Source organism: Vibrio sp. Isolate32 (assembly GCF_022397955.1).
In the GTDB taxonomy this organism is placed as follows: domain Bacteria; phylum Pseudomonadota; class Gammaproteobacteria; order Enterobacterales; family Vibrionaceae; genus Vibrio.
This window is the reverse complement of record NZ_JAKEUQ010000003.1, coordinates 329994-351642: the sequence shown is the minus strand read 5'-3', so window position 1 is coordinate 351642 and position 21649 is coordinate 329994. Positions and strand designations below refer to the sequence as shown.

Here is a 21649-nt window from a genome sequence, read left to right as displayed (position 1 = left end):
GCAACATGGCCTCTTTTACATGACGCCATTGATACTCATGGATAGCCTCGGCCTCAAGACCACAAGGGCATTTCGCCTCAGAGTTAGGTTTAAGAGTCAGGGTAATAAGTGATGCTGTCTGGTGAGACTTTACTATTTTAAAGCCTTCCCAGAATGAAGATAGGAAAGTATGATTCGGCATGGAAACGGTAGTTTGTGTATGATTTTTGTTTGGCGACTAAACCATATCACTTACTACCGTTTTTTTTTTGTTTTTAGTTCCCGCTAATCCGCGATGAACCTAAAAAAAGCCCTATATTAGGGCTTTTGGGTTTTCGATGAGTTAATCGGTTCAACGGCTATGGTCGGTAGCATGATTAACGACGTTTTTACTCGATTTATGGTAGAGCTTGAGTGCCAATAACGATCCCCATAGTGCGATTTGCCCCCATAATAGCGTCCATTGAGATGCCACTTCTTGCCACGAAGCGCCCATTTGGTTTAAAGCTAAGAACCCTTGAATCGCAGGCGTACTTGGGAAAAGTTGCGATAACAGTACGAGCCATTCTGGCATCATCTCAATAGGCCAAATAAAGCCAGAGGAGAAAATGAGCGGCATTGAACTGATCAGTACAACCACGGTCACGAGTTCTCTTCTTGGCACTAACTCTCCGATAAAAATCCCGATCAAACAGCTAGCCAATAAGAAGGGCAGTAACAAGGTTAAAATCTGTGAGATAGCGGCGAGCTGGTTTATGCCGTACATCGAAAAGCTGGCTCCGAAGTAGTACATCGATAACAAATAGTAGATGCCTACTAAGGTGCAACAACGAGCAAGGATAAGTTTTGCTGGAGAGGTTTTACTCCAGTAACCGAATGTAGACTGGGCGTTTTGTGTCGCACCAACCAACCCGGATGCCATGGCTAGAGTTTGCTGAAGGATCAACACAAAGACAGCCGGAACCACGTAATCGATGTATCCCATACGACTATTGAAAGTAGGTTTTAGATTCAAGCTAAATGCACTATAACCCTTGGCTGCGGATTCTAAAGGCACGCCTTCAATTAAGAGGTGGCTGACCTTTACTTGTGCCGCTAGCGTGCCGCCAGCCTTCGCAAGCCCTTCAACTATAGTGCCGTAAACCAAGAAGTAAGACGCATCACCTGCATAAGAGAGCGTTGGACTTTTTCCTAAAAGTAGGTCTTTGTAGAAGTCTTCAGGAATGACGATGAACCCACCAATTTCTTGGTTAAGCACAGCCTGTTTCGCGTCAGCGATAGTGGAATCACGGCGAACCAAATCAATTTGAGAAGTCGCATCGACCATTCGCTCCAAATGGTAGCTACTTTGGCTCTTGTCTAGGTTCACCACCGATGCCTTCAATTGTTGAGGTACTTGATTGGCGTAGGGTAGCGGGTACAAGAATGAGTAAAAGACCACGCCACCAAATACCGTCAGCAATACAACAGGGTTACGAAGAACCGCCAGTAATTCTTGTTTCAGCAATTGAGTAAAGCTCATTGATTTACTCCTTGATGTTCTGCTTGCGCTAAGTGCTTTTTAATCAACAAGATCACCATAAAAGCAGGAATAACATACCAAAACGTTGAAGTGAGGTTCATCAGCGATTGCGCAGCGCTCACACCGTAACTGGATTGAGCCGTTTGTACTTCAATGTAATGGCTAACAGGCAGTAGGCTTCTCCAAAATTGGGCAGCCGTATTCATGTCTGTGACAGGGAAGGTGATTCCCATAAAGGCAAAACTTGGTGCCGTAAATGCGCCAGCAAAACTCATTGCTCTTGCTGGATCAAGCGTCAAGAAGAAGAACAAGCAACCCATAATGATACAACTAATAACCGTTAGTAACTGTGCGATGGTCAATGCCATAAAGCTGCCGTTAAATGGCCACTCTAAAAGGCGATAAAACCAAAAACTAAAGGCAATACCGAATCCCAAAAACAGCACAACATAAGGGGTTAGTGTCGATGCGAGTGCTTTAACAGGAGAGTGAGATAGCCATGCTTGAAGCCCACGCGCACGTACATTTGCAGTCAGTATCAAAATTGTTCCCACTACAATCATGATTTGCCATAAAGCAGGAATAACGGCCGATACCAAGAACTGAGCGTAACTGGTGTTCTTGTTAAACAATGGGGTGATTTGGCTTTGTACGGTGACAGCTTGCCCCAATGCAGATTGTACCGTGGTGTCACCGTGTGAAAGCTGTCTAACAACTTCGAGTTGAGCGTTGAACGTGCCCTGAGCTTGCAGTAGAGCTGAGTTCACCAGTTTACCAATCAATATAAATTGGCTGTTGTAGAACACGGATACCTGCGGGTTTAGCCCAAGGTAAAGGTCTCGGTCAAAGTGTCTAGGTATAACAACATAGCCGTAGATATCACGTTCAATCATGGCTTTAGCTGCTTCACTTGCTGAGCTGTATTTCTGAGTGACTTGCAGGGTAGGTGAGGCATCGACTAAGCGAGTAAACTGCTGTGAGATTTGGCTGTGTTCTAGGTCAACCACAGCAACAGGTAAGTCACGGGCGATGCCTTGTGAGAAGATCAGCCAGATACTTGCAGCAAGCAGCAAGGGTATCCAAGTTAAGCACGACAGCAGCCACTTGTCTTTACGTACAATAGCCCACTGTCTAAGCAAATTGCTTTTCGCTTTGTGATGCTCTGGTAAGTGAGAATTAGCAGACATACGTCACCTAAAGCTTAACCACAAGGCTCATACCCATGCGCAGTGTCTCGCTTGTATCTACAGGGCGAGCTTCTACTTCAAATGTACGTAAGTCAAAGCCTTGCGCAGCATCGGTTGAACGCCAAGTTGCGAAATTACCCATAACAGCAATATGCGTTACTTGGAAAGTCAGCGACTTATCTAAAGCGGGTAGGTAAGCTTCAAATTGTGCACCTTTCTCAAAATGCTTGAGCATATCTTCACGAACGTTGAGTACCGCCCATGCGTCTTTAGTATCGATCACAGTGACAACTGGAAACCCTTGTGGCGCTAACTCTCCGCTACTCAGTAGCACTTGAGATACTTCACCGCTGAACCAGCTGTGGATCTGTGTGTCTTTTGCATAAGCTTCGACTTCAGCGACTGCACCGGCGGCCATCAATGCTTTTTGAGCGGCAGCCACTTTGGTCTCATCACGAGCACCTTCTTGTGCTAGCTGATACATCTGGAAAGCCGCGCTTTCTGTGTATTTTGCTGCTTGCCACTGTGTCTTGGCTTCATCACGCTTTTGCTCCGCGACTACGCCATCGTTGTAAAGGTTGTTTACTCGCTGGTAGGTTTTTTCCATTAAATCAGCGGCTGCTTTGGCTTTCAGCCATTGGTCTTTGGCCGCTTGGATTTGCTGAGTACGTGCGCCATTTTCTGCTTCTTGAGCCAGAGCACCAGCCGCTTTTTCACCAGCTTTAGCTTGTTCTAACTTAGCATCAATTTCTGGGCTTAGAAGAGAAAAGATCAACTCACCTTTCTCAACAGAGTCGCCTTTGCGTACAAAGACTTCGTCAATTCGGCCTGGTACTTTCGAAGAGATGCTGTATTGCTGAGCATCGATTTGGCCTTGAAGCTTAACGGGCTGAGGCTGGTACGCTTGGTAAAAACTGTATCCGACCCAGCCAACAATGCCGATACCAACTATAGATAGAAGAAGGGGCTTAATAGGTTTCATGAATTATCCTTTTGACAAGCTAGCGGTGTCTGTTTTTGAGTCGAAATCAGACGTCACGGAAGAAGTTAAGTAGCTCGAGTAAGCATTCATTTCGCTGCTGAGCGCTAAAAGCTTGTTGAGAGAGATTAGGTATTTAAATCGTGCAGCAGATTGCTGTGTTTTGATGCTCGCAAGGTATAGCTCAGCGTCAACCACCTCTAACGAGTTAGAGAGCCCTTGAGTGAATGCTTTTTTGCGAAGTAGTAGATTTTCTTGAGCCAGCGACAAGCTAGAGTTAAGCCCTTGGACTTCTTCAATAGCTTGGTTTGCTTCGAGATAGGTCTTTTGAACCAATACGGTTAAGTCTTGCTTCGCTTGCGATTTAAGGAACTTAACCTGCGATACTGCACTGTGCGCAGCCGCCACTTTGTCTGAACGACCTGAAGTGTCGAGTAGTGGCACATTAACACCGATTCCAACTAACCAATCTGGTTTCATTTCACTGGCGAGTGAATCGTCTTCATAGAGGTTGTAATCTCCGTATAGGTAAACCTCTGGGTAGTACTTGCCTTTTTCTGCTTTGATTAAGCTACTTGCTTGCTTCTCTTTCGCATCGAGAATTTTTAGGCCCGGATAAGTCATCAATGTTTGATCAATAAACACATCCATATGAGGTAGGTTTTTGTTGATAAACAGTTGCTCTGAAGGTTCAACGCTTTGGCTTTGACCAAGAATTTGGGTAAGGGCTAGCCGAGCAATCTTGAGGTCATTCTCAGCTTTAGTGCGTTCAACGATTGCTTTATCTAAAGAAGCGTCTGCTTGTAAGCGTTCTACTTGTGCAATTTGCCCTTGTTGTTCCATCTTGATAGCGAAATCTCGGTGCTGAGTTAAGCCTGCTTCTACTGCTTGGCGCGTTCTAACGACATCTTCCGCCAAGATCACAGAGAAGTAGTATTTGCTTAAGTCTTCGTAACGAGCCTGTTTTTCCATTAACAGTTGGCTTTGCGCTTCTTCGCTTTTACCTTCAGCAGCCGTTTGTGCTGCGGTAATTCGACCACCTGTAAAAATGGGCCATACTGCACGAATGGAAGAGCTGAAGATATCTTGTTCGGTAATCGTTGAAGTAATGCCGCCGAGCGCACTGATAATTTGAGTAGGAACAGGGAGACCAATGGAGGGCACACCACTCAGGCTATCGGCAAACTGTTCACCATTGATGGTGACGTCACTATCAAGATGCGTGTAATTAGCGCCCAATGTAATAGACGGAAGATTGAGGCTACTTGTTGAATTCTGAAGGTGTTGATAACGTTCAACGTTGGCTCTTTGAGCCGCAAGTGAGTTGTTGTTTTCTTGTAATATTTGCCACGCTTCAGAAAAAGTGAGCGGGGCAGTATAGCCTGGCGAAGCAAATGTGCCGAGGAGCACACTGGCAATCGCAAGATATCGGAATTTTGGTTTGGTCATCTGCATAAATACCAAATTAGAGTATTAACTCTAATGCTAACAGGTTGATAGTCATTTGTCTTGAGTTGATTGTCTCACCTGATTAGAAACACTCATAAATCATTAAGTTAATGCAATGAAGCACGTGATGTAGATAAAAACGATCACAGAAAAGAAAAAAGCACGACGAATGGCGCTCTTTTCGTTCAGTATAAAGGAATTTACTACGAAATGGACGTGTGCTATTTAAAGCTTGGGCAATGGTGGTCTGCGCGCCACACTAATTGTCTTGAACCTTGCATCGTTTGTAATAAATCTCTACCTGACATTTGCGGGAAAGCTAACAATACTTTTAAGTCGAGCGGGGATGTCTCGTCCTTTTCATATGCTCTAACATGAGTAAAAGTAGATTGTAAATTTTTGAACAGCATAGCCTTTGTAAGGCAAATTCCAAAAGTATCGCGTTTCATTGTCTGGTTTCCTTTTCAACAATGTTTAAACGTTATGTTTTTATCCTGTTTCTGTCGAACGTCCACTACGGGCACTTGATCTTGCTCATTCGTGTTTATTGTCATGGCTGCTTTAGCCAGTTACCTCTGCTCTCGCCCTAGTAACTGGTTGTATTCGTATCCATGTACCAAAAGTGCTGAATACTAAGTTTTATGCTCGAGATACATGACAGTCCACCTGTCTGTTAACGTCGGAATGAGTTTATCTAATGGTCATAAACTGCGACACATCGTTTAGCAACGATAAACTGCTACAAGTGCTATTATTATAGTTGTATTTATTTTGAACAACCTAAAAAACACCTAAAAGCTTAGTGATCTAGCTCAATATTTATTCGAATATTTGGGTCTTTTAGATGCTCCATTATAAAAGCGAGGGATTCGAATGGGTGAAGAACATAAAGGAATATCAATTAATAATCCGCTCAACTATTTAGTTGAGTAACAGTCACAAATTCGCATAAGTAGAAAGGTCATCTGATTAACTTGGTGTTAACATTGTTGGTCTAACACTAGGGGCGGTGGTATATGAAATGGAGCAGTATCAGCTTCCGTAAAAGGTTACTGATTATCATGACGGTCACTGGCCTCGTTCAGCTTTTGATACTTGCAGCGGCTGGTTTTTATTACATCAAACAATCTCAAGAACAAGAAATGGGTTTGAAAGCGTTAGGTATTGCTGAATTTCTATCTGAATCGCCACTTGTAGCCAGCCTTATTCAAGAAAAAAGAACGGTGGACCCTAATGGCGATCCATACGTTTTGTCTGAAGAAACCCAAGTTAAATTTCGTAACCTTACCCAGCTCATTGGCGCGGCGTTTATTGTTGTGGGAGATGATAAAGGTATCCGCCTGATTCACCCTTATGACGATAGGCTCGGTAAACCAATGCGTGGTGGTGATAACCAAAAAGCATTGGTATTGGGGGAGTCTTATGTTTCGACAGCCAAAGGATCGCTTGGTTTGTCAGTTCGTGGTAAATCAGCGGTTAAAGACCAGCAAGGTACAGTGGTTGGAGTGGTCTCGGTTGGTTACTTATTGGATTCTTTGCAAGATCGAATCGAACCTTACTTAGCCTTTTTGATTGTGATGGCGTTGCTGGTGGTTGCGGTCAATGCGTTGATTTCGAGTTATGTATCTCGTCGTTTTCAGCGCTCTATCTTGGGCTTTGAGCCCGAAGAGATAGGCCGACTTTATGTCGAGTTAGACGTGACCATGAGTACCGTGAAAGAGGGTATTCTTAGTATCGATAAGAATGGCATTTTGCGTTCAATTAATAAGAGTGCCTGCGATATTTTATCGATAGACAGGGATAAAGCACTCAACCAACAGCGCCTTTCTGATGTATTGGCAGGAAGTGATTTAGAACAGCTGTTATCAACGGGTGACACCGACCATGACGTCGAGTTGTATTTAAACAATAAGCGAATTATAGCCAACCGAAGCCCAATTATAGTGGCGGGCAAAGTGGTTGGGGCCGTATCCAGTTTCCGACTGCGAGATGAAATCAACGATTTAACAGACCAGCTCTCGCAAACCAAAGAGTATGCAGATCTACTGCGCTCACAAACTCACGAGCATCAAAACAAGCTCAATACCATCAGTGGCTTGATTCATATGGGGGAGTTGGATTCAGTACAGCAACTGATTGGCCAAGAAACGGCACACTATCAAAGCTTGATCAAATTCTTACGTGAAACCGTTAAAGACCCGCTCATCGCAGGCATGCTCCTTGGGAAAACGGAGCGCGCACGAGAAATTGGTTTAGAACTTAAAGTCGAAGAAGATTCGAGGCTTGAGGCACTGCCTAGCTGGCTAAACGCGGATGATGTTGTCACAATTCTTGGCAACCTAATTGATAACGCATTTGATGCCACTATGACGGCTATTAAGCAAGAGGGTCAAATCGCCCCAGCGCGTCGGGTTATTGAAGTTTCAATCAGTGATTTTGGTAATGAAATTATCGTAGAAGTAGAAGACAAAGGATGTGGTTTGCCGAAATACTTGGCGACGAAAGTACTTACTGAAAAGGGCGTATCGAGCAAAGCGAAGCAGAATCGCGGTGTTGGTTTGTATCTGATAAAGCAATTGGTAGACCGATATCAAGGGCAGCTTGAAATGTTCGATAACCACGATTTTGGCACGCGAATGACCGTTTATCTGCCAAAAGAAGAACAATAATAATTAAGCACGAAGCGATCTTGTGAAGATCATCGTGACGGAAAAATTATGGTTAAAGGAAGAGCATAAATGAATGCAATCACCAGAGTCATGGTCATTGAAGATGATATTGCGATTGCAGAGCTTCACTATCGCTACTTGGAGCTGATGGGAGGTTTTGATGTTGTGGGAATAGCGACCACACAATCTGAAGCGTTAATGCAACTCGATATATTGAAACCTGACTTAATGCTACTGGATGTTTACCTGCCAGATGGCAGTGGGCTTGATATTCTTAATCACGTAAGAGGCAGTAATCAAGAGTGCGATGTAATCTTAATTACTGCAGCTCGAGACGTTGATACTTTGCAGGTGGCAATGCGCGGCGGCGTTGTCGACTACTTACTGAAGCCAGTGATGTTTCCTCGCTTGGAAGCGGCGCTGAAAAAGTATCAATCACAACAACAAGAGTTCGAAAGCGTGTCTGATCTAAACCAAGGCTTGGTGGATAAGATGCTACAAGCCAATGCTAAAACAGACTCAGCGAAAGTTTCAATATTACCGAAAGGCATTGATGGCGTAACGTTGGATAAGATCAGAGCCATTTTTCAACAAGCTAATGCCGTTAATATTACCGCTGATGAAGCCGGTGAACGAATTGGTGCTAGCCGAACCACCGCTAGACGCTATTTAGAATTTTTGATTACCACTGGCGAGTTAGTCGCGGACTTAAATTACGGTACCGTAGGTCGCCCAGAGCGCTGCTACAACAAATCGCAAAGATAAACGCGATGCTATCAATCAATATAAAGCCAGTTGAATAAACTGGTTTTACCTTTCTCCCGATTTCCTCTTACTCATTTCACCGACCTGATACTATTCTTTTTAACTAAAATGTTTGAGAATGCTGATTTGCTTCTATAACGGGCTTTATGAGCAGAATGGTTGGCTAGAATTTGTTCGAAATGAGTCAATATTTAATCGATTGCTTTCACAGTGGTTGATGTAAACCAAATAGTCATAGACAATACCGTCCCGAATAGAGGTGACAGCTTTCATCCTCGTTTACCAAACGCATTCTCAAATTTAATAGGCGCTTACTATTGATGTAATAGTTAAGACCTATTATCTATTTTCGTATCTCGCTGATACCTTTGGCGAATACTAAAAACCTTGTTTTTATAGGAAAGATGATGGTAATACCTGAAAACAGCAGCATCGTTATTTTTGGTGCGTCGGGAGATCTAACTTACCGTAAGTTAATTCCTGCTTTGTACCACCTGTATGCTAGCAATCAACTACCAGAATCCTTTGCGATTCTTGGAGTGAGCCGTACTGAGTACAGCGATGAGTCTTACCGCGAGAAGCTGAAGAAGTCTCTTCAGGAAATGGAACAAACTGAACCAGAGACGCTGAATGCATTTATTGAACATTTGCATTACCAAGCGATCAACACTTCAGATGTAGACGATTACGCTCGTTTAGCACAACGTCTAGACAAACTTGAGCAAGACTGCCAATTCGAAAACCACAACACTTTGTTCTACTTGGCAACGCCGCCAAGCTTGTACGGTGTTATCCCAGCAAACCTTGCTGCGCATGGCCTTAACGATGAAACGAATGGCTGGCGCCGTCTGATCATCGAGAAGCCATTTGGTTACGATTTAGCTTCTGCTCAAGCGTTAGATGAAGAGATCCATCATCACTTCCAAGAACACCAGATCTACCGTATCGACCACTACTTAGGTAAAGAGACGGTACAAAACCTTCTAGTGCTTCGTTTCTCAAACGCGATGTTTGAACCACTGTGGAACCGTAACTTTATTGATTACGTTGAAATCACAGGTGCAGAATTCCTTGGCGTTGAAGAACGTGGCGGCTACTACGATGGTTCTGGCGCAGTTCGTGACATGTTCCAGAACCACCTGCTACAAGTATTAGCAATGGTTGGTATGGAACCACCAGCTCAAATTAACGCTGACTCTATTCGTGACGAAGTGGTTAAAGTACTTCAGTGCCTGAAACCTCTTGAAGAAGAAGACCTACGTAAAGACTTGGTTCTTGGTCAATACACAGCGTCTGACGTTCGCGGTCAGCATTTACTTGGTTACCGTGAAGAGCCGGGCGTAGCGGATGACTCTCGTACTGAAACTTACATTGGTCTGAAAGCTCATATCAATAACTGGCGTTGGAATGGGGTTCCATTCTACGTGCGTACTGGTAAACGCTTACCAACACGCGTAACGGAAATCGTGATTCACTTTAAGAACACGCCGCACCCAGTATTTGGTCAAGATGCACCAGAAAATAAACTGATCATCCGTATCCAACCGGACGAAGGTATTCAGATGAGCTTTGGTTTGAAAGAGCCGGGCGCAGGCTTCAAAGCAAAAGAAGTGAAAATGAACTTCTCTTACTCTGATTTGCCAGAAACTCAAATGCTAACGGCTTACGAGCGTCTTCTTCTTGATGCACTAAACGGTGATGCGACTCTGTTTGCACGTACCGATGCGGTAGAAGCATGTTGGAAGTACGTTCAACCAATCTTAGACTTTAAACAAGATCCTCAAGCACTGTTTGGCTATGCTTGTGGTACTTGGGGCCCACAGGAAGCGGATGAACTTCTGCAACGTGATGGCCGCGCATGGCGTTTCCCATGCAAAAACTTAACAGACACGGATTACTGCGAACTATGATCAACCACAAGATCTTTGAAACGCCAGAGCTAGTTGTTGAGAACCTAGCAAACGAAATGAAAGCGTACAGCGAGCAGGGTAAACCTGTTCACATTTCACTGTCTGGTGGTAGTACACCTAAAATGCTTTTCAAACTATTGGCTCAAGCGCCATACGCAGAAGGCATTCAATGGAATAACCTTCACTTCTGGTGGGGTGATGAGCGCTGTGTTGCACCGGATGATGCAGAAAGCAACTACGGTGAAGCAAACGCACTTTTATTCTCTCAAGTAAATCTTCCTGCTGAGAACATCCACCGCATCCGTGGTGAAGATGAGCCGAAAGCAGAAGCAGAACGTTTTGCTAAAGAGATGGCTGATGTGATTCCTTGTGAAAACGGCACACCTGTTTTCGATTGGATTCTGCTAGGTGTTGGCGCAGATGGCCACACGGCTTCACTATTCCCGGGCGCAACAAACTACCAAGATGAGAACCTGTCTGTACTGGCTTCTCACCCTGAGTCTGGTCAAATCCGTGTTTCTAAAACTGCGAAAGTTTTAGAAGCAGCAAAACGAATCAGCTACCTAGTACTGGGTGCAGGTAAAGTTGAGATCGTTAAAGAAATTCATACTACTCCTGCTTCAGAGTTGCCTTACCCGGCAGCGAAAATCCAGTCTAAAACTGGCGAAACAGAGTGGTTCCTAGATTCAAATGCAGCAAGTGCTATCGCATAAGTGCGACTAGCCGCAAGGAGATATAAATAATGAAAGGTGATATCGGTGTAATTGGCCTAGCAGTAATGGGTCAGAACCTTATCCTAAACATGAACGACCACGGCTTCAAAGTTGTGGCTCACAACCGTACTGCTGCGAAAGTAGACGAGTTTCTAGAAGGTCCAGCTAAAGGTACTAACATTGTCGGTGCTTACTCTCTAGAAGAGCTAGTTGAGAAACTAGAAACGCCACGTAAAGTGATGCTTATGGTTCGTGCTGGTGACGTTGTAGACACGTTCATCGACAACCTAATCCCACTTCTAGACGAAGGCGACATCATCATTGATGGTGGTAACACTAACTACCCAGACACTAACCGTCGCGTAGCGCACTGTCGTGAAAAAGGCATCCACTTCATCGGTACTGGTGTATCTGGTGGTGAAGAAGGTGCTCGTTTCGGTCCTTCAATCATGCCAGGCGGCGCAGCTGAAGCTTGGGAAGCGGTTAAGCCAATCTTCCAAGGTATCTCTGCAAAAACTGACGCTGGTGAGCCTTGTTGTGACTGGGTTGGTAACGATGGTGCTGGTCACTTCGTTAAGATGGTACACAACGGTATCGAATACGGTGACATGCAGCTTATCACTGAAGCATACCAGTTCATGAAAGATGGCCTAGGTATGTCTGCTGACGAGATGCAAGCTGTATTTGCTGATTGGAACAAGACTGAGCTAGACAGCTACCTAGTTGAAATCACTGCTGACATCCTTGGTTACAAAGATGAAGACGGTGAAGCGCTAGTTGAGAAGATCCTAGACACTGCAGGTCAAAAAGGTACTGGTAAGTGGACAGGTATTAACGCACTAGACCTAGGTATTCCTCTAACGCTTATCTCTGAGTCTGTATTCTCTCGTTGCCTATCTGCACTGAAAGATCAACGTGTTGAAGCTGAAACTCTATTCGGCAAGACAATTACTCCAGTTGAAGGTGACAAGCAAGAGTGGGTTGATGCACTACGTCAAGCTCTACTAGCTTCTAAGATCATCTCTTACGCTCAAGGCTTCATGCTAATGCGCGAAGCATCTAACGAGAACGGTTGGGACCTAAACTACGGTAACGTAGCACTAATGTGGCGTGGTGGTTGTATCATCCGTTCTGCATTCCTAAGTAATATCCGCGATGCGTACGAAGCAAACCCAGACATCGCGTTCCTAGGTTCTGATGAGTACTTCAAAAACATCCTACAAAGCAGCCTAGCGGCATGGCGTAAAGTAGCAGCGAAATCTCTAGAGTCTGGTATCCCAATGCCATGTACGATTTCTGCGCTATCTTTCCTAGACGGTTACACAACTGCACGTCTACCAGCTAACCTGCTTCAAGCTCAACGTGACTACTTCGGTGCTCACACTTACGAGCGTACTGACCGTCCACGTGGTGAGTTCTTCCACACAAACTGGACTGGTACAGGCGGCGATACTGCTTCTACAACTTACGACGTATAATCGTAGTGAGAAGCTGTTAAGAGCTCCGAGGCTTTTAAACGTAAAAGCTAGAAATCAAAAGGATGCCTATTGGCATCCTTTTTTGTTGGCTGTGGTTTCGTTAAAGCTTGATATTAGATTGGGATCTTGCAGCAGAAGTTCGAACTAAGCTGTCATGGCTTGCGGTTGAATATCGTCGTTATATTGCTTTCTAATTGACAGGAAGTAGTCGAGGTTCTGTTTCAGCGCTTTGACACACTGTGGGTCAAATATCGAGCCGTTGTGTATCTCTATGTATTCCATCACTTCATTTAATGTCCATGCCCGTTTATAGGCTCTTTTACTCATCAGCGCATCAAAAACATCTGCTAAGGTCACTATTCTGGCTTCCAACGGTATGGCTTGGCCTCTTAATGCATCGGGTAGGCCTGAACCGTCAAACCTTTCATGGTGATGACGAACGATATTCTTGATGAACTGGATTTCTTTCGAACACATTGAGCTGTGGTGAGATAGCGCAACCACATCATTAATCATGTCTTCCCCATATAACGTATGGTTGTTCATTATCGCTCTCTCCTCATCGGAGAAACGCTCGGTACTGAACAATACATTATCCGGAATTCGGTATTTCCCTATATCGTGAAAGGGCGCATATAAGCGAATACGATGGATGAACTGGTGGGTAATTTCTTTGTTTGTATTTGATAGGGTTCGAGCTAATTGTTCACTGTATTTGCCCATCCGAATCAGATGCTCTTTGGTTTCCGGATCGCGAGCGTGCCCCATATTCAGTGTAATTACTAAGGAAGATTGAAAGTGACGTTGCCGCTCAAACAGTTGAATGAACAAGCTTGAGATGACTTGAGTGAGATAAGCCACATCGCATTGTATTGACGGCTCAGAAAAGAACCCAATCGATGAGGCGTTAACGAATACAAACCCAAGATTATGTTCTTGATAGTGAATAGGGGTTGTGTAACTGCTCTGATGGCCGAGCTTTAATAAATGGCAAGTTTGCACTGTTGGTGGAGTCAAACTGAGATCATGAATGATGCGCGTATCGAGAGATTCTGCTAATCGCGACAACGCTGATTCTGGTTTTATTTCTAGATCAATATAACGATGCTCTGCTTCTTTACTTAGGGCATCTGACACAAAATAATTCGATGCTCTATTGTCACTGCATAATATGACCGAGAGCCGCGATAATGAGGTGTAATGTTCACGAGCTAGCCGGAAAAGGTCATCAACGATGGCGATAATGTCCTTATCCTGCGCGGCTACTCTATTGATTTGGGAGTGGTCAAACATGTTGCAAGCCAACCTTTATTTATACTTATATCATTGTTTAGTAGGGGGTATTTTTATTTTTCGACGTTCCTCTAACCATAGCACCGCGTGCGGATAAAAGACAATAACAATAAAGAAATAAAGGTTATTTCAGTTTGTTCTCATCAGTTTTGTTAACTAGCACTTTTGTTTGTATAGGTCCAAACAGGAGCTAGCCCAAATGTTGAATGTCACAGCGTTTAATGAACGTTTTAAAATTAAATGAAAAGATAAATAGGATAACCAACACGCTTTATGCCATCATAACGAAATAAATAAGGGCAATGGACATAATGCCTAAGTGATTAAGCAAGAAGCGGTCAGTGATGATGGCGTTCTAGCATATATTCAAGGCGTTGATCTGCCTTGAAAAAGGTAATGTTATGACTGAAGAAGAAAGAATCGAACTGCAACGAAACAACCCACTGCATGGCTTGAAGCTTGAAACCATGGTCACTGAATTGGTGGACCATTATGGTTGGGAAATTTTAGATGCGGCAATGCGTATGAACTGCTTTAACACTAAGCCAACTATCGCAAGCGCTGTTAAATACCTTAAGAAGACTGAGTGGGCTCGTGAAAAGGTCGAAAACTTCTACCTTTACCGTTTCAAGCGCATGCCTAAAGCGTCGGACATTGAATACCAAATGCCTCCGCGTTCACGTACATTTCGCCACGGGTTAGAGCCTCGTGAGCCTATGGAGCTAACAGTCGAGTCGATTCAAGCTTCACAAGCGAAAGCGGCTTCTGCATTTAAAGCTCGTCGCGGCGGCAACGGTCGTAACTTTCGTCGATAAAAATAGGCTCGATAAAATTGAGCGCCGATAAACTAGGGCGTCGATAGAGCTGGGTATCTTTAAATAAAGACGCGGTTTTAGATAAGGTGTTACCACTAAAAGGCGCCTCTAAAAACGATCCTTACGGCAAATAAAACGATGAACAAAAAATACAAAAGGAGCCTAAGCGCTCCTTTTTTCGTGTACTTAGCTTATTGCTGTTAAGTCTTAAGCTTCGCGATTTCTCTTTTGGTTCTTCCAAAGATCGGCGACATAAACGATAGCGCTGACCAGTAAGAAGAGCGCTGACACAGAAAACAAAGCGGGCATTTTTAGGATCCACGCGAATGTGGCAGCAAGAAAAGCGACAAAGCAAATGAGTCGACTTGATGACATGACCGAGTTTAATGTTCATAACACCTCCTAATAAAGTCTCATTTTCGACAGGAGAATTATCCCATTTAGTGTGAATAAAAGGCTAAAAAACAGTCTAAATTGTTATCAAATTTACTAATTGAACGACTGCTTTCTCATATTTCGGGGTGGTTGTTTTATAATCAATAAAATAGCCGAGTGGTGGGTTAGAGGTGAAATTTTATCGGTGGTACTGATTGTTATTAGCCTCAATGATGTTGTGCTTAAGTGGCACCAATTTAACTATCATAAAAGAAGTAGGCAGTGATTAAAAAACTCGCAATGATCACTGTGTTTCGAACGTACTGTTTTGGAATGCGGCGAGAGATCTTCGCTGAGTAATAGCCTCCAACCAATGTCCCCATTAAAACCGCCATGCCAGATGGCCAATCAATCGACCCATTGACGATAAAAAACACAATTGCCGCAAGCGAGGCACAAGCTGAAACCAGCAGTTTGATCCCATTCATTACATTGATATTGGTGTAACCAGCAAGAGCCAAATAGCTTAATGTCACTATGCCTAATCCTGCGTTGAAATAGCCGCCGTAGATACACACAACGAGTAGTAATAGTGCTGAAAAAAAAGCCCCAGCGCTGGTGGCGTGTTTGTGTTTTTCTGTGGCGCGCTTAAGCCATTTGTTTAGTGTTCCGCCAAAAGTGAAAAGCAACGCTGCAAAAAGCAGTAACCAAGGTACGGACTGAGTAAATAAAGCTTCGGGCGTGTGTAATAACAAGAAAGCACCAATACCACCACCTAGTACGCACAAAGTAATGGTCAGTTTTAGTTTCTTGGTACCCGATTGAATCTCATGACGCAGTGCATAAGCGCCACTGATGTAGCCTGCACATGATGCAAAGGTATTGGTCGCGTTTGCGGCTATTGGTGGGACACCAGCAAATAATAAGGCAGGGAAGGTGATAAAGCTTCCGCCTCCTGCAATAGAGTTAAGCACACCGCCAATCACGCCTGAGAGAAATAGAACCAACCAATCCATAGTTTTGAGTCCAATGCGTTAAATGACTGGTTACCTTACTTTATTTTGTTAAGAATATCAGAGCTGAGCGTGTTGAAGGTGTTAGTTTGTGAGTTTGCTACCATCTTTTACTGCTGGTTCGTATTGAAAGTCCAAATGAAAAAAGGAGCCAATGGCTCCTTTCGTTGAGATTTAATTGATTTGGTAGAACTTTAAACTTCCACTGGTTTTACTCTAAAGCTCTTGAATAGTTTCACTAGAATCGGGCTAGATAGAACCAATACCGCAAGGATAGTGAATGTCATCGTGATTGGGCGCTCCCACAAGAAGCTGAGTTCACCATCGCTGATCATCAGCGCACGTCTTAGATTCTCTTCCATCAAACCACCTAAGATAAAGCCAAGCAGTAGCGGCGCGAGAGGAAAGTTAGCCAACCTCAACGCAATGGCAGCCATCGCAATAATCAACATTACAAATACATCCATGGTGTTGAAAGAGACTAAGTAAACACCTGTGATTGAGAAGAACAAAATCATTGGTAGTAATACAGTTCTCGGTACAGCCAGCAGTTTAGAGATGTACGGGATAAGCGGTAGGTTCAAGATAACCAGTACGATGTTACCAAAGTACATAGAGATGATTACCGACCAGAATACATCTGGATGCTCGACAAACAGACGAGGACCAGGCTGAATACCGTAAGCAATTAATGCGCCAAGCATGATAGCGGTGGTGCCAGAGCCCGGGATACCCAGCGTTAGAAGTGGAACGAATGAACCACTTGATGCTGCGTTGTTTGCCGATTCTGGAGCAACAAGACCACGAATACTGCCTTTACCAAACTGTTTCTGTTTATCTTTCGGCGCAAGGCTACGCTCCATGCCGTAACTCAAGAAGGCCGCGATGGTCGCGCCAGCACCCGGAAGTACGCCAGTAAAGAAGCCAAGAATCGAAGAACGAATCGAAACCGGAGCCACTTCTTTGATCTCTTCTTTGGTCACTTTCATGCTGCCGATATCAGACATCTTTTGGCTTTCTTCAGCGCTGGTGTCTTTTTCTGGCTTAAGAATACCCATTAAGGTTTCGCCCAGTGCGAAGGTTGCCATCGCTAACAATAAGAAGCTGAAGCCATCCATTAAGTCCGTTAGGCCGAATGTGAAACGTTCAACACCAACACCTTTGTCGATACCGACAGTTGACAGCATCAAGCCTAAAATAGTCATCATCCACGCTTTGATAACCTGACCAGGGCCTGCAAACGCTGCTACAGCAGATAGACCTAATAGCATCAGTGCAAAGTAGTCTGAAGACTGGAAGCTCAGTGACACGCTTGCTAGCGCCGGAGCCGCGATCAATAACATGATTGCTGAAAGTGTACCGCCAGTGAAAGAAGAGTAAGCGGCGAGAGCAAGTGCTTTACCTGCTTGGCCTTTTTGTGCCATCGGGTAGCCGTCGAATGCGGTTACTACCGTTGAAGAACAACCCGGAGCATTGATTAAGATTGATGACGTTGAGCCACCAAAAACCGCGCCGTAGTAGACACCAGCCATTAAGATTAGGCCAGATGAAGGATCTAGGCCGTATGTAATAGGGATCATCAATGCGATTGCTGAAATTGGACCTAACCCCGGTAACATACCGATGAAGGTACCAACGAAGCAGCCCACAATTACCATCATGATGTTCATTGGCATCACCGCGGTCGAAAGTCCTTGTAAAATTCCGTCTAACATAATGTTATCCCTACCAAAGAGTGAAGATTAGACCAGGCTCTAGGTAGATATCTAAGCCTTGAGTTAATAAAAGAAAGAACGCGATAACGAAAGGAAACGACGCACCAAATAAGACTGCTTTGCGGCGCTCTCCCAGTAGGTAAAAGCCAGCAAGCAAGAAGAAACTTGTTGCTAAAACGAAGCCTAGGTATGTCAGTCCAACGCCGTAAAACGCCATTAGCACTAAGAAACCAATCAGTAGTTTCCAGTTCAAAGGCGCGGTTTCACACTTAAGCTTTTTGTCTGGTTGGCCAGTAACAAGCAAAATCAGTGAAAGGCCGATGCCAATGAAAGTCAGTAGGGCAGGCAATGTTCTCGCGGTAAAGGGTTCGTACTCATCACCGGGAAATAGCGGAATTAGGGTAGTTTGGTAGCCGTAGCACAAGCACGCTAGCATGAAGATCATTGCGCCGAGACGATCACTCGACAGCAGAGATTCTTTACTAAAAAATTTGGTTGGTAAGTCCGACATATCCAACTCCATTTGGGGGGTATAGAAAGTAAAAAAGCCGTATATGAGTGAGTTAATGAGTAATGTCTGGGATCACTAACCGAAGGTAAGCGAATTACAGTGCTGCTTTAGCCACTTGCGTGTACAACGAATTGGCAAGCTTTGGTAATACGTTACGAATAAACAAAGGAGTTTTAGTAAACTCATGTACGGCGAAACAAGGAAAGAGTAAGAGGATACAAAGACCCTCTCTGATCGTTGGTTACTTCAAGAAACCAAGCTCACGCATTAGGTCGCCCATTTGTTTTTCTTGGTCTTCTAGAAAGGTGTAAAAATCTTTGTCAGCTTTGTAGTTGTCAATCCAACCGTTACGGTCACGAACCACTTGCCACTCATCGGTCTTGTACATTTTTCCAAGCGCTACATTCCACTGGTCGACTTTCGCTTGGCTTGTGCCCGGAGCCGCGAAGAAACCACGCCAGTTAGCAAATACTGTCTCGTTGCCGTACTCAGTCAGTGTTGGGATGTTAGGCGCTGCGTCTAAACGTTTTGGAGCCGTTACAGCAAGCACTTTCACTTGGCCAGATTTGGACATCTCTAGTACTTCACCAAGACCAGTTGAAAGCAGTTGTGTTTCGCCAGAAAGCAATGCCGCCATCGCTTTACCGCCCGCATCGTAGGCAATATAACGCACTTTTTTCGCATCAAAGCCTTCGCCTTTGAACGCTGCTGCGACAACAAGGTGATCCATGCTGCCTCGTGCAGAGCCGCCAGCAACTTTTACTTTACGTGGGTTGCTCTCGAACTCTTTTACTACGTCCTCCCATGTGTTGTACTTAGAATCAGCAGACGTAACGATCGCACCATAGTCAGCAATGGTTGCAGCAACTGGTGTTAGGTCGCGGAAAGATTGAGGGAAGATACCCGTTAGTGAGCGAACAACGATAGGCGTTGAATTCACCATTAGTGTGTCTTCTTGGCGTTGAGCTGTTTCGATTAAGTGAGCAATCGCTTTACCGCCACCGCCACCAGATAGGTTTTGGAAAGAGACATTTTCTACGATGTCTGATTTCACCAATACATCACCCGTACCACGAGCTGTCATATCCCAACCGCCACCAGCGCCGCCAGGGATTAGGAAGTGGATTTTCTCTACGTCAGCAGCAAAAGTGTTGAAAGAAAAGGTTGCTGCGATAATAGAAGCTGCAAGAGTAGGTTTCAGTGCCTTGAACATGGTTCACGTTCCTTATGTAGGGGATCTCTTCAATGGAGAGAAACTTATGTTTTATTTCCAGCTACTAAACAGATGAGTAGAACATCGCTTAGTAGATGAAGTTAAAGTTAACGGTATGTTAATGAGGTGTCTGTAATGCGGCGATATTGAGAATAAAGAACATTGGATTAATATTGTTCATAAAGTTCAAAGCTACGTGTTGTATACAGGAAAAAATAGAGCCACTGGAGCTGAGCTACAATATTATAGAGTGGTTGAGCCATAAGCTTGAGCAAACTGATTGACAGCTTAGTGGTTTGCTTTTACGTCATACCGATACCGATACCGATACCGATACCGATACCGATACCGATACCGCTGTAAGTGATGACAAAGTTCAATTTGATATCATCGCTTTGTCTTTCTGCTACTGAGAACGAGATCTTTACTTCACCTTTTTCGGTGAATTTGGCGGCATTGTTACTCAGGTTAATCAATATTTGCCCAAGCCTTAAAGGGTCGCCAATAAGGTTGGTTAGCACATCTCTATCCAGTTGAATGAGCGGCTCTTTGCTTCGTTCTGAATCTCGTAGCCCAACTAGGTTAACCTGAGCTCGGGATAAAAATTGAAGTGAACTAAAAGCTGGTTCGGCGATCAGATCTTTCGACAAAGAGAGAACAACCGAAAAGGAACGAGTTATGCATATTACGTTGTTCTCCTATCAGCTGAGAAAGCTAGATTCCGGTTATTGTTTCAGGCAACAAGAAGCCCACTGGATGTGGGCTTTGATGTAGTGTTGTCGTCTTTTAAACTAGCCTCGAATGATCATTTGTTCGCGCTCAGGACCTACCGATACCATGACAATTGGCACGCCCATCAACTCTTCGATACGAGTTACGTAATCTTGTGCTGCTTGAGGAAGGCTTTCAAACGTGCGGCAACCCGTGATGTCTTCATCCCAACCTGCCATATCTTCATATACAGGCTTTAGCTCGGCCGTTTGTGGCCAAATCGGGTTCTCAGTGTGTTCACCGGAATAAGCCGTACAAATCTTAAGTTCAGATAAGCCAGACAGGCAATCAATCTTAGTCAGTGCGATTTCAGTCGCGGCTTGCAGGTCAACGCCATTACGAGTTGCCACTGCATCAAAGTAACCCATATCACGTGGGCGACCCGTAGTTGCGCCGTACTCGTTAGAACTTTCGCGGAAGCTGTCTTGCTCTTCCATTGCTGTAACGAGCGTGCCAGTACCCACAGATGAGCTGAAAGATTTAGCAACAGCAATTACACGCTCAGGGCGAAGGGCAGGTAAGCCACTACCGATACCCGCGTAGGCTGCGGTTACATTCGAAGACGTTGTCCAAGGGTACTCACCGTAGACAAGGTCACGGCCTGCACCAAGTTGAGCTTCAAATAGTAGGTTCGCGTCTTGTGATTGCAGTGCTTTAAGCGGCTCAGTGACGTTGCAAATGAACGGGCGCCAAGCTTTTGTCACTTCAAGTAGCCATTCTGTCATTTCAGAAGCAGTCTGAGAGAAGTCACATTGAGGGTAGAGCGCTTTAAGCTGAGGCATCTTCCAGTCAAGTAGGAATTGAATACGCTGCTCTAAAATCTCAGGTTGATTCAGCCAACCCACAAGAATACCTTTTTTCATTACTCGATCGCCGTACGCTGGTGCAATACCTTGGCGTGTTGAACCGTAAGCGCCATCGCCCAAACGCTCTTCTTCAAGCGTATCTTCAAGAGCGTGTAAAGGGAGGCAAAGTGTCGCACGATCTGAGATCGCCATTTTCACTTTGATGCCAGCGGCTTGTACTTCTGCAATCTCTTCAGTTAGCGCAGCAGGGCTTATTACCATGCCAGGGCCAAGAACCGCCGTACAATCAGAATTAAAAATACCACTAGGTAATTGGTGCAGTTTGAATGTACCGAAGTCATTAACCACAGTATGACCTGCATTGTTTCCGCCTTGAAAACGAATGCTAGCAGAGGCTTGGTCTGCTAAAAAATCGACGATGCGGCCTTTGCCTTCATCACCCCAGTTTGCGCCCACAACAACGATAGATGGCATAATTTTTCTCCT

General features: G+C 44.5%; 17 protein-coding genes and 2 pseudogenes. 6 read left to right on the top strand and 13 right to left on the bottom strand.

The genetic code is table 11. From position 1 onward, the window contains the following. The 6 genes and pseudogenes from L1D11_RS04320 to L1D11_RS04295 form a co-directional block, all read right to left on the bottom strand. Positions 1-181: pseudogene (locus L1D11_RS04320) on the bottom strand (ISL3 family transposase); the annotation flags it as partial. Between the two features lie 150 nt (positions 182-331). Then, positions 332-1501 (bottom strand): ABC transporter permease, encoded by a 1170-nt coding sequence (locus L1D11_RS04315; RefSeq protein WP_239833557.1) that lies wholly within the window; start codon positions 1499-1501, stop codon positions 332-334. After that, complete coding sequence (locus L1D11_RS04310; protein ID WP_239833556.1) at positions 1498-2688, bottom strand: ABC transporter permease; 1191 nt, start codon at positions 2686-2688, stop codon at positions 1498-1500. Before L1D11_RS04310 ends, L1D11_RS04315 begins: the two co-directional genes overlap by 4 nt. Positions 2689-2695: 7 nt before the next feature. Beyond that, a complete protein-coding gene (locus L1D11_RS04305) occupies positions 2696-3670 on the bottom strand; it encodes an efflux RND transporter periplasmic adaptor subunit (protein ID WP_239833555.1) in 975 nt (324 codons plus the stop codon). Positions 3671-3673: 3 nt separating this feature from the next. Beyond that, positions 3674-5122 (bottom strand): TolC family protein, encoded by a 1449-nt coding sequence (locus L1D11_RS04300; protein ID WP_239833554.1) that lies wholly within the window; start codon positions 5120-5122, stop codon positions 3674-3676. Between the two features lie 215 nt (positions 5123-5337). Further along, positions 5338-5565: a hypothetical protein gene (locus tag L1D11_RS04295; RefSeq protein ID WP_239833553.1), complete on the bottom strand. Its 228-nt coding sequence runs from the start codon at positions 5563-5565 to the stop codon at positions 5338-5340. A 612-nt stretch (positions 5566-6177) separates the two neighbouring features. Between L1D11_RS04295 and L1D11_RS04290 the strand changes: the two genes are divergently transcribed. The 5 genes from L1D11_RS04290 (at position 6178) to gnd (ending at position 12651) form a co-directional block, all read left to right on the top strand. Further along, a complete protein-coding gene (locus L1D11_RS04290) occupies positions 6178-7785 on the top strand; it encodes a sensor histidine kinase (RefSeq protein ID WP_239833558.1) in 1608 nt (535 codons plus the stop codon). A 69-nt stretch (positions 7786-7854) separates the two neighbouring features. Then, the gene (locus tag L1D11_RS04285; RefSeq protein ID WP_239833552.1) at positions 7855-8550 is read left to right on the top strand and encodes a response regulator; all 696 of its coding nucleotides are present in this window, start codon (positions 7855-7857) and stop codon (positions 8548-8550) included. A gap of 407 nt (positions 8551-8957) precedes the next feature. Next, entirely contained in the window at positions 8958-10460 is a 1503-nt protein-coding gene (gene zwf / locus L1D11_RS04280; RefSeq protein WP_239833551.1) for a glucose-6-phosphate dehydrogenase, read from the top strand. Continuing rightward, positions 10457-11173 (top strand): 6-phosphogluconolactonase, encoded by a 717-nt coding sequence (gene pgl / locus L1D11_RS04275; protein ID WP_102423690.1) that lies wholly within the window; start codon positions 10457-10459, stop codon positions 11171-11173. The genes zwf and pgl overlap by 4 nt, the downstream gene beginning before the upstream one ends. Positions 11174-11202: 29 nt before the next feature. Continuing rightward, positions 11203-12651, top strand: coding sequence for a decarboxylating NADP(+)-dependent phosphogluconate dehydrogenase (gene gnd, locus L1D11_RS04270; RefSeq protein ID WP_239833550.1), 1449 nt, complete (start codon positions 11203-11205; stop codon positions 12649-12651). 144 nt (positions 12652-12795) lie between these two features. On the opposite strand, the gene L1D11_RS04265 is transcribed toward gnd, so the two are convergent. Continuing rightward, entirely contained in the window at positions 12796-13944 is a 1149-nt protein-coding gene (locus tag L1D11_RS04265) for an HD domain-containing phosphohydrolase (RefSeq protein WP_239833548.1), read from the bottom strand. A gap of 401 nt (positions 13945-14345) precedes the next feature. Here L1D11_RS04265 and L1D11_RS04260 point away from each other — a divergent pair, with 401 nt between their 5' ends. Continuing rightward, on the top strand, positions 14346-14759 hold the full coding sequence (locus L1D11_RS04260) for a VF530 family DNA-binding protein (protein WP_239833547.1): 414 nt from the start codon (positions 14346-14348) through the stop codon (positions 14757-14759). Between the two features lie 632 nt (positions 14760-15391). Here the strand turns inward: L1D11_RS04260 and L1D11_RS04250 are convergent. The 6 genes and pseudogenes from L1D11_RS04250 to L1D11_RS04225 all read right to left on the bottom strand — a co-directional run bounded on the left by L1D11_RS04250 (position 15392) and on the right by L1D11_RS04225 (position 21637). After that, complete coding sequence (locus L1D11_RS04250; RefSeq protein WP_239833546.1) at positions 15392-16150, bottom strand: sulfite exporter TauE/SafE family protein; 759 nt, start codon at positions 16148-16150, stop codon at positions 15392-15394. A gap of 191 nt (positions 16151-16341) precedes the next feature. Continuing rightward, positions 16342-17862 (bottom strand): tripartite tricarboxylate transporter permease, encoded by a 1521-nt coding sequence (locus L1D11_RS04245; protein ID WP_239833545.1) that lies wholly within the window; start codon positions 17860-17862, stop codon positions 16342-16344. Positions 17863-17872: 10 nt separating this feature from the next. Further along, positions 17873-18373: a tripartite tricarboxylate transporter TctB family protein gene (locus L1D11_RS04240; RefSeq protein ID WP_239833544.1), complete on the bottom strand. Its 501-nt coding sequence runs from the start codon at positions 18371-18373 to the stop codon at positions 17873-17875. Between the two features lie 241 nt (positions 18374-18614). Further along, entirely contained in the window at positions 18615-19586 is a 972-nt protein-coding gene (locus L1D11_RS04235; protein WP_239833543.1) for a tripartite tricarboxylate transporter substrate binding protein, read from the bottom strand. 305 nt (positions 19587-19891) lie between these two features. Next, positions 19892-20170: pseudogene (locus tag L1D11_RS04230) on the bottom strand (ATP-binding protein); the annotation flags it as partial. A gap of 207 nt (positions 20171-20377) precedes the next feature. Beyond that, positions 20378-21637 (bottom strand): adenylosuccinate synthase, encoded by a 1260-nt coding sequence (locus L1D11_RS04225; RefSeq protein ID WP_239833542.1) that lies wholly within the window; start codon positions 21635-21637, stop codon positions 20378-20380. Positions 21638-21649: the final 12 nt, after the last annotated feature.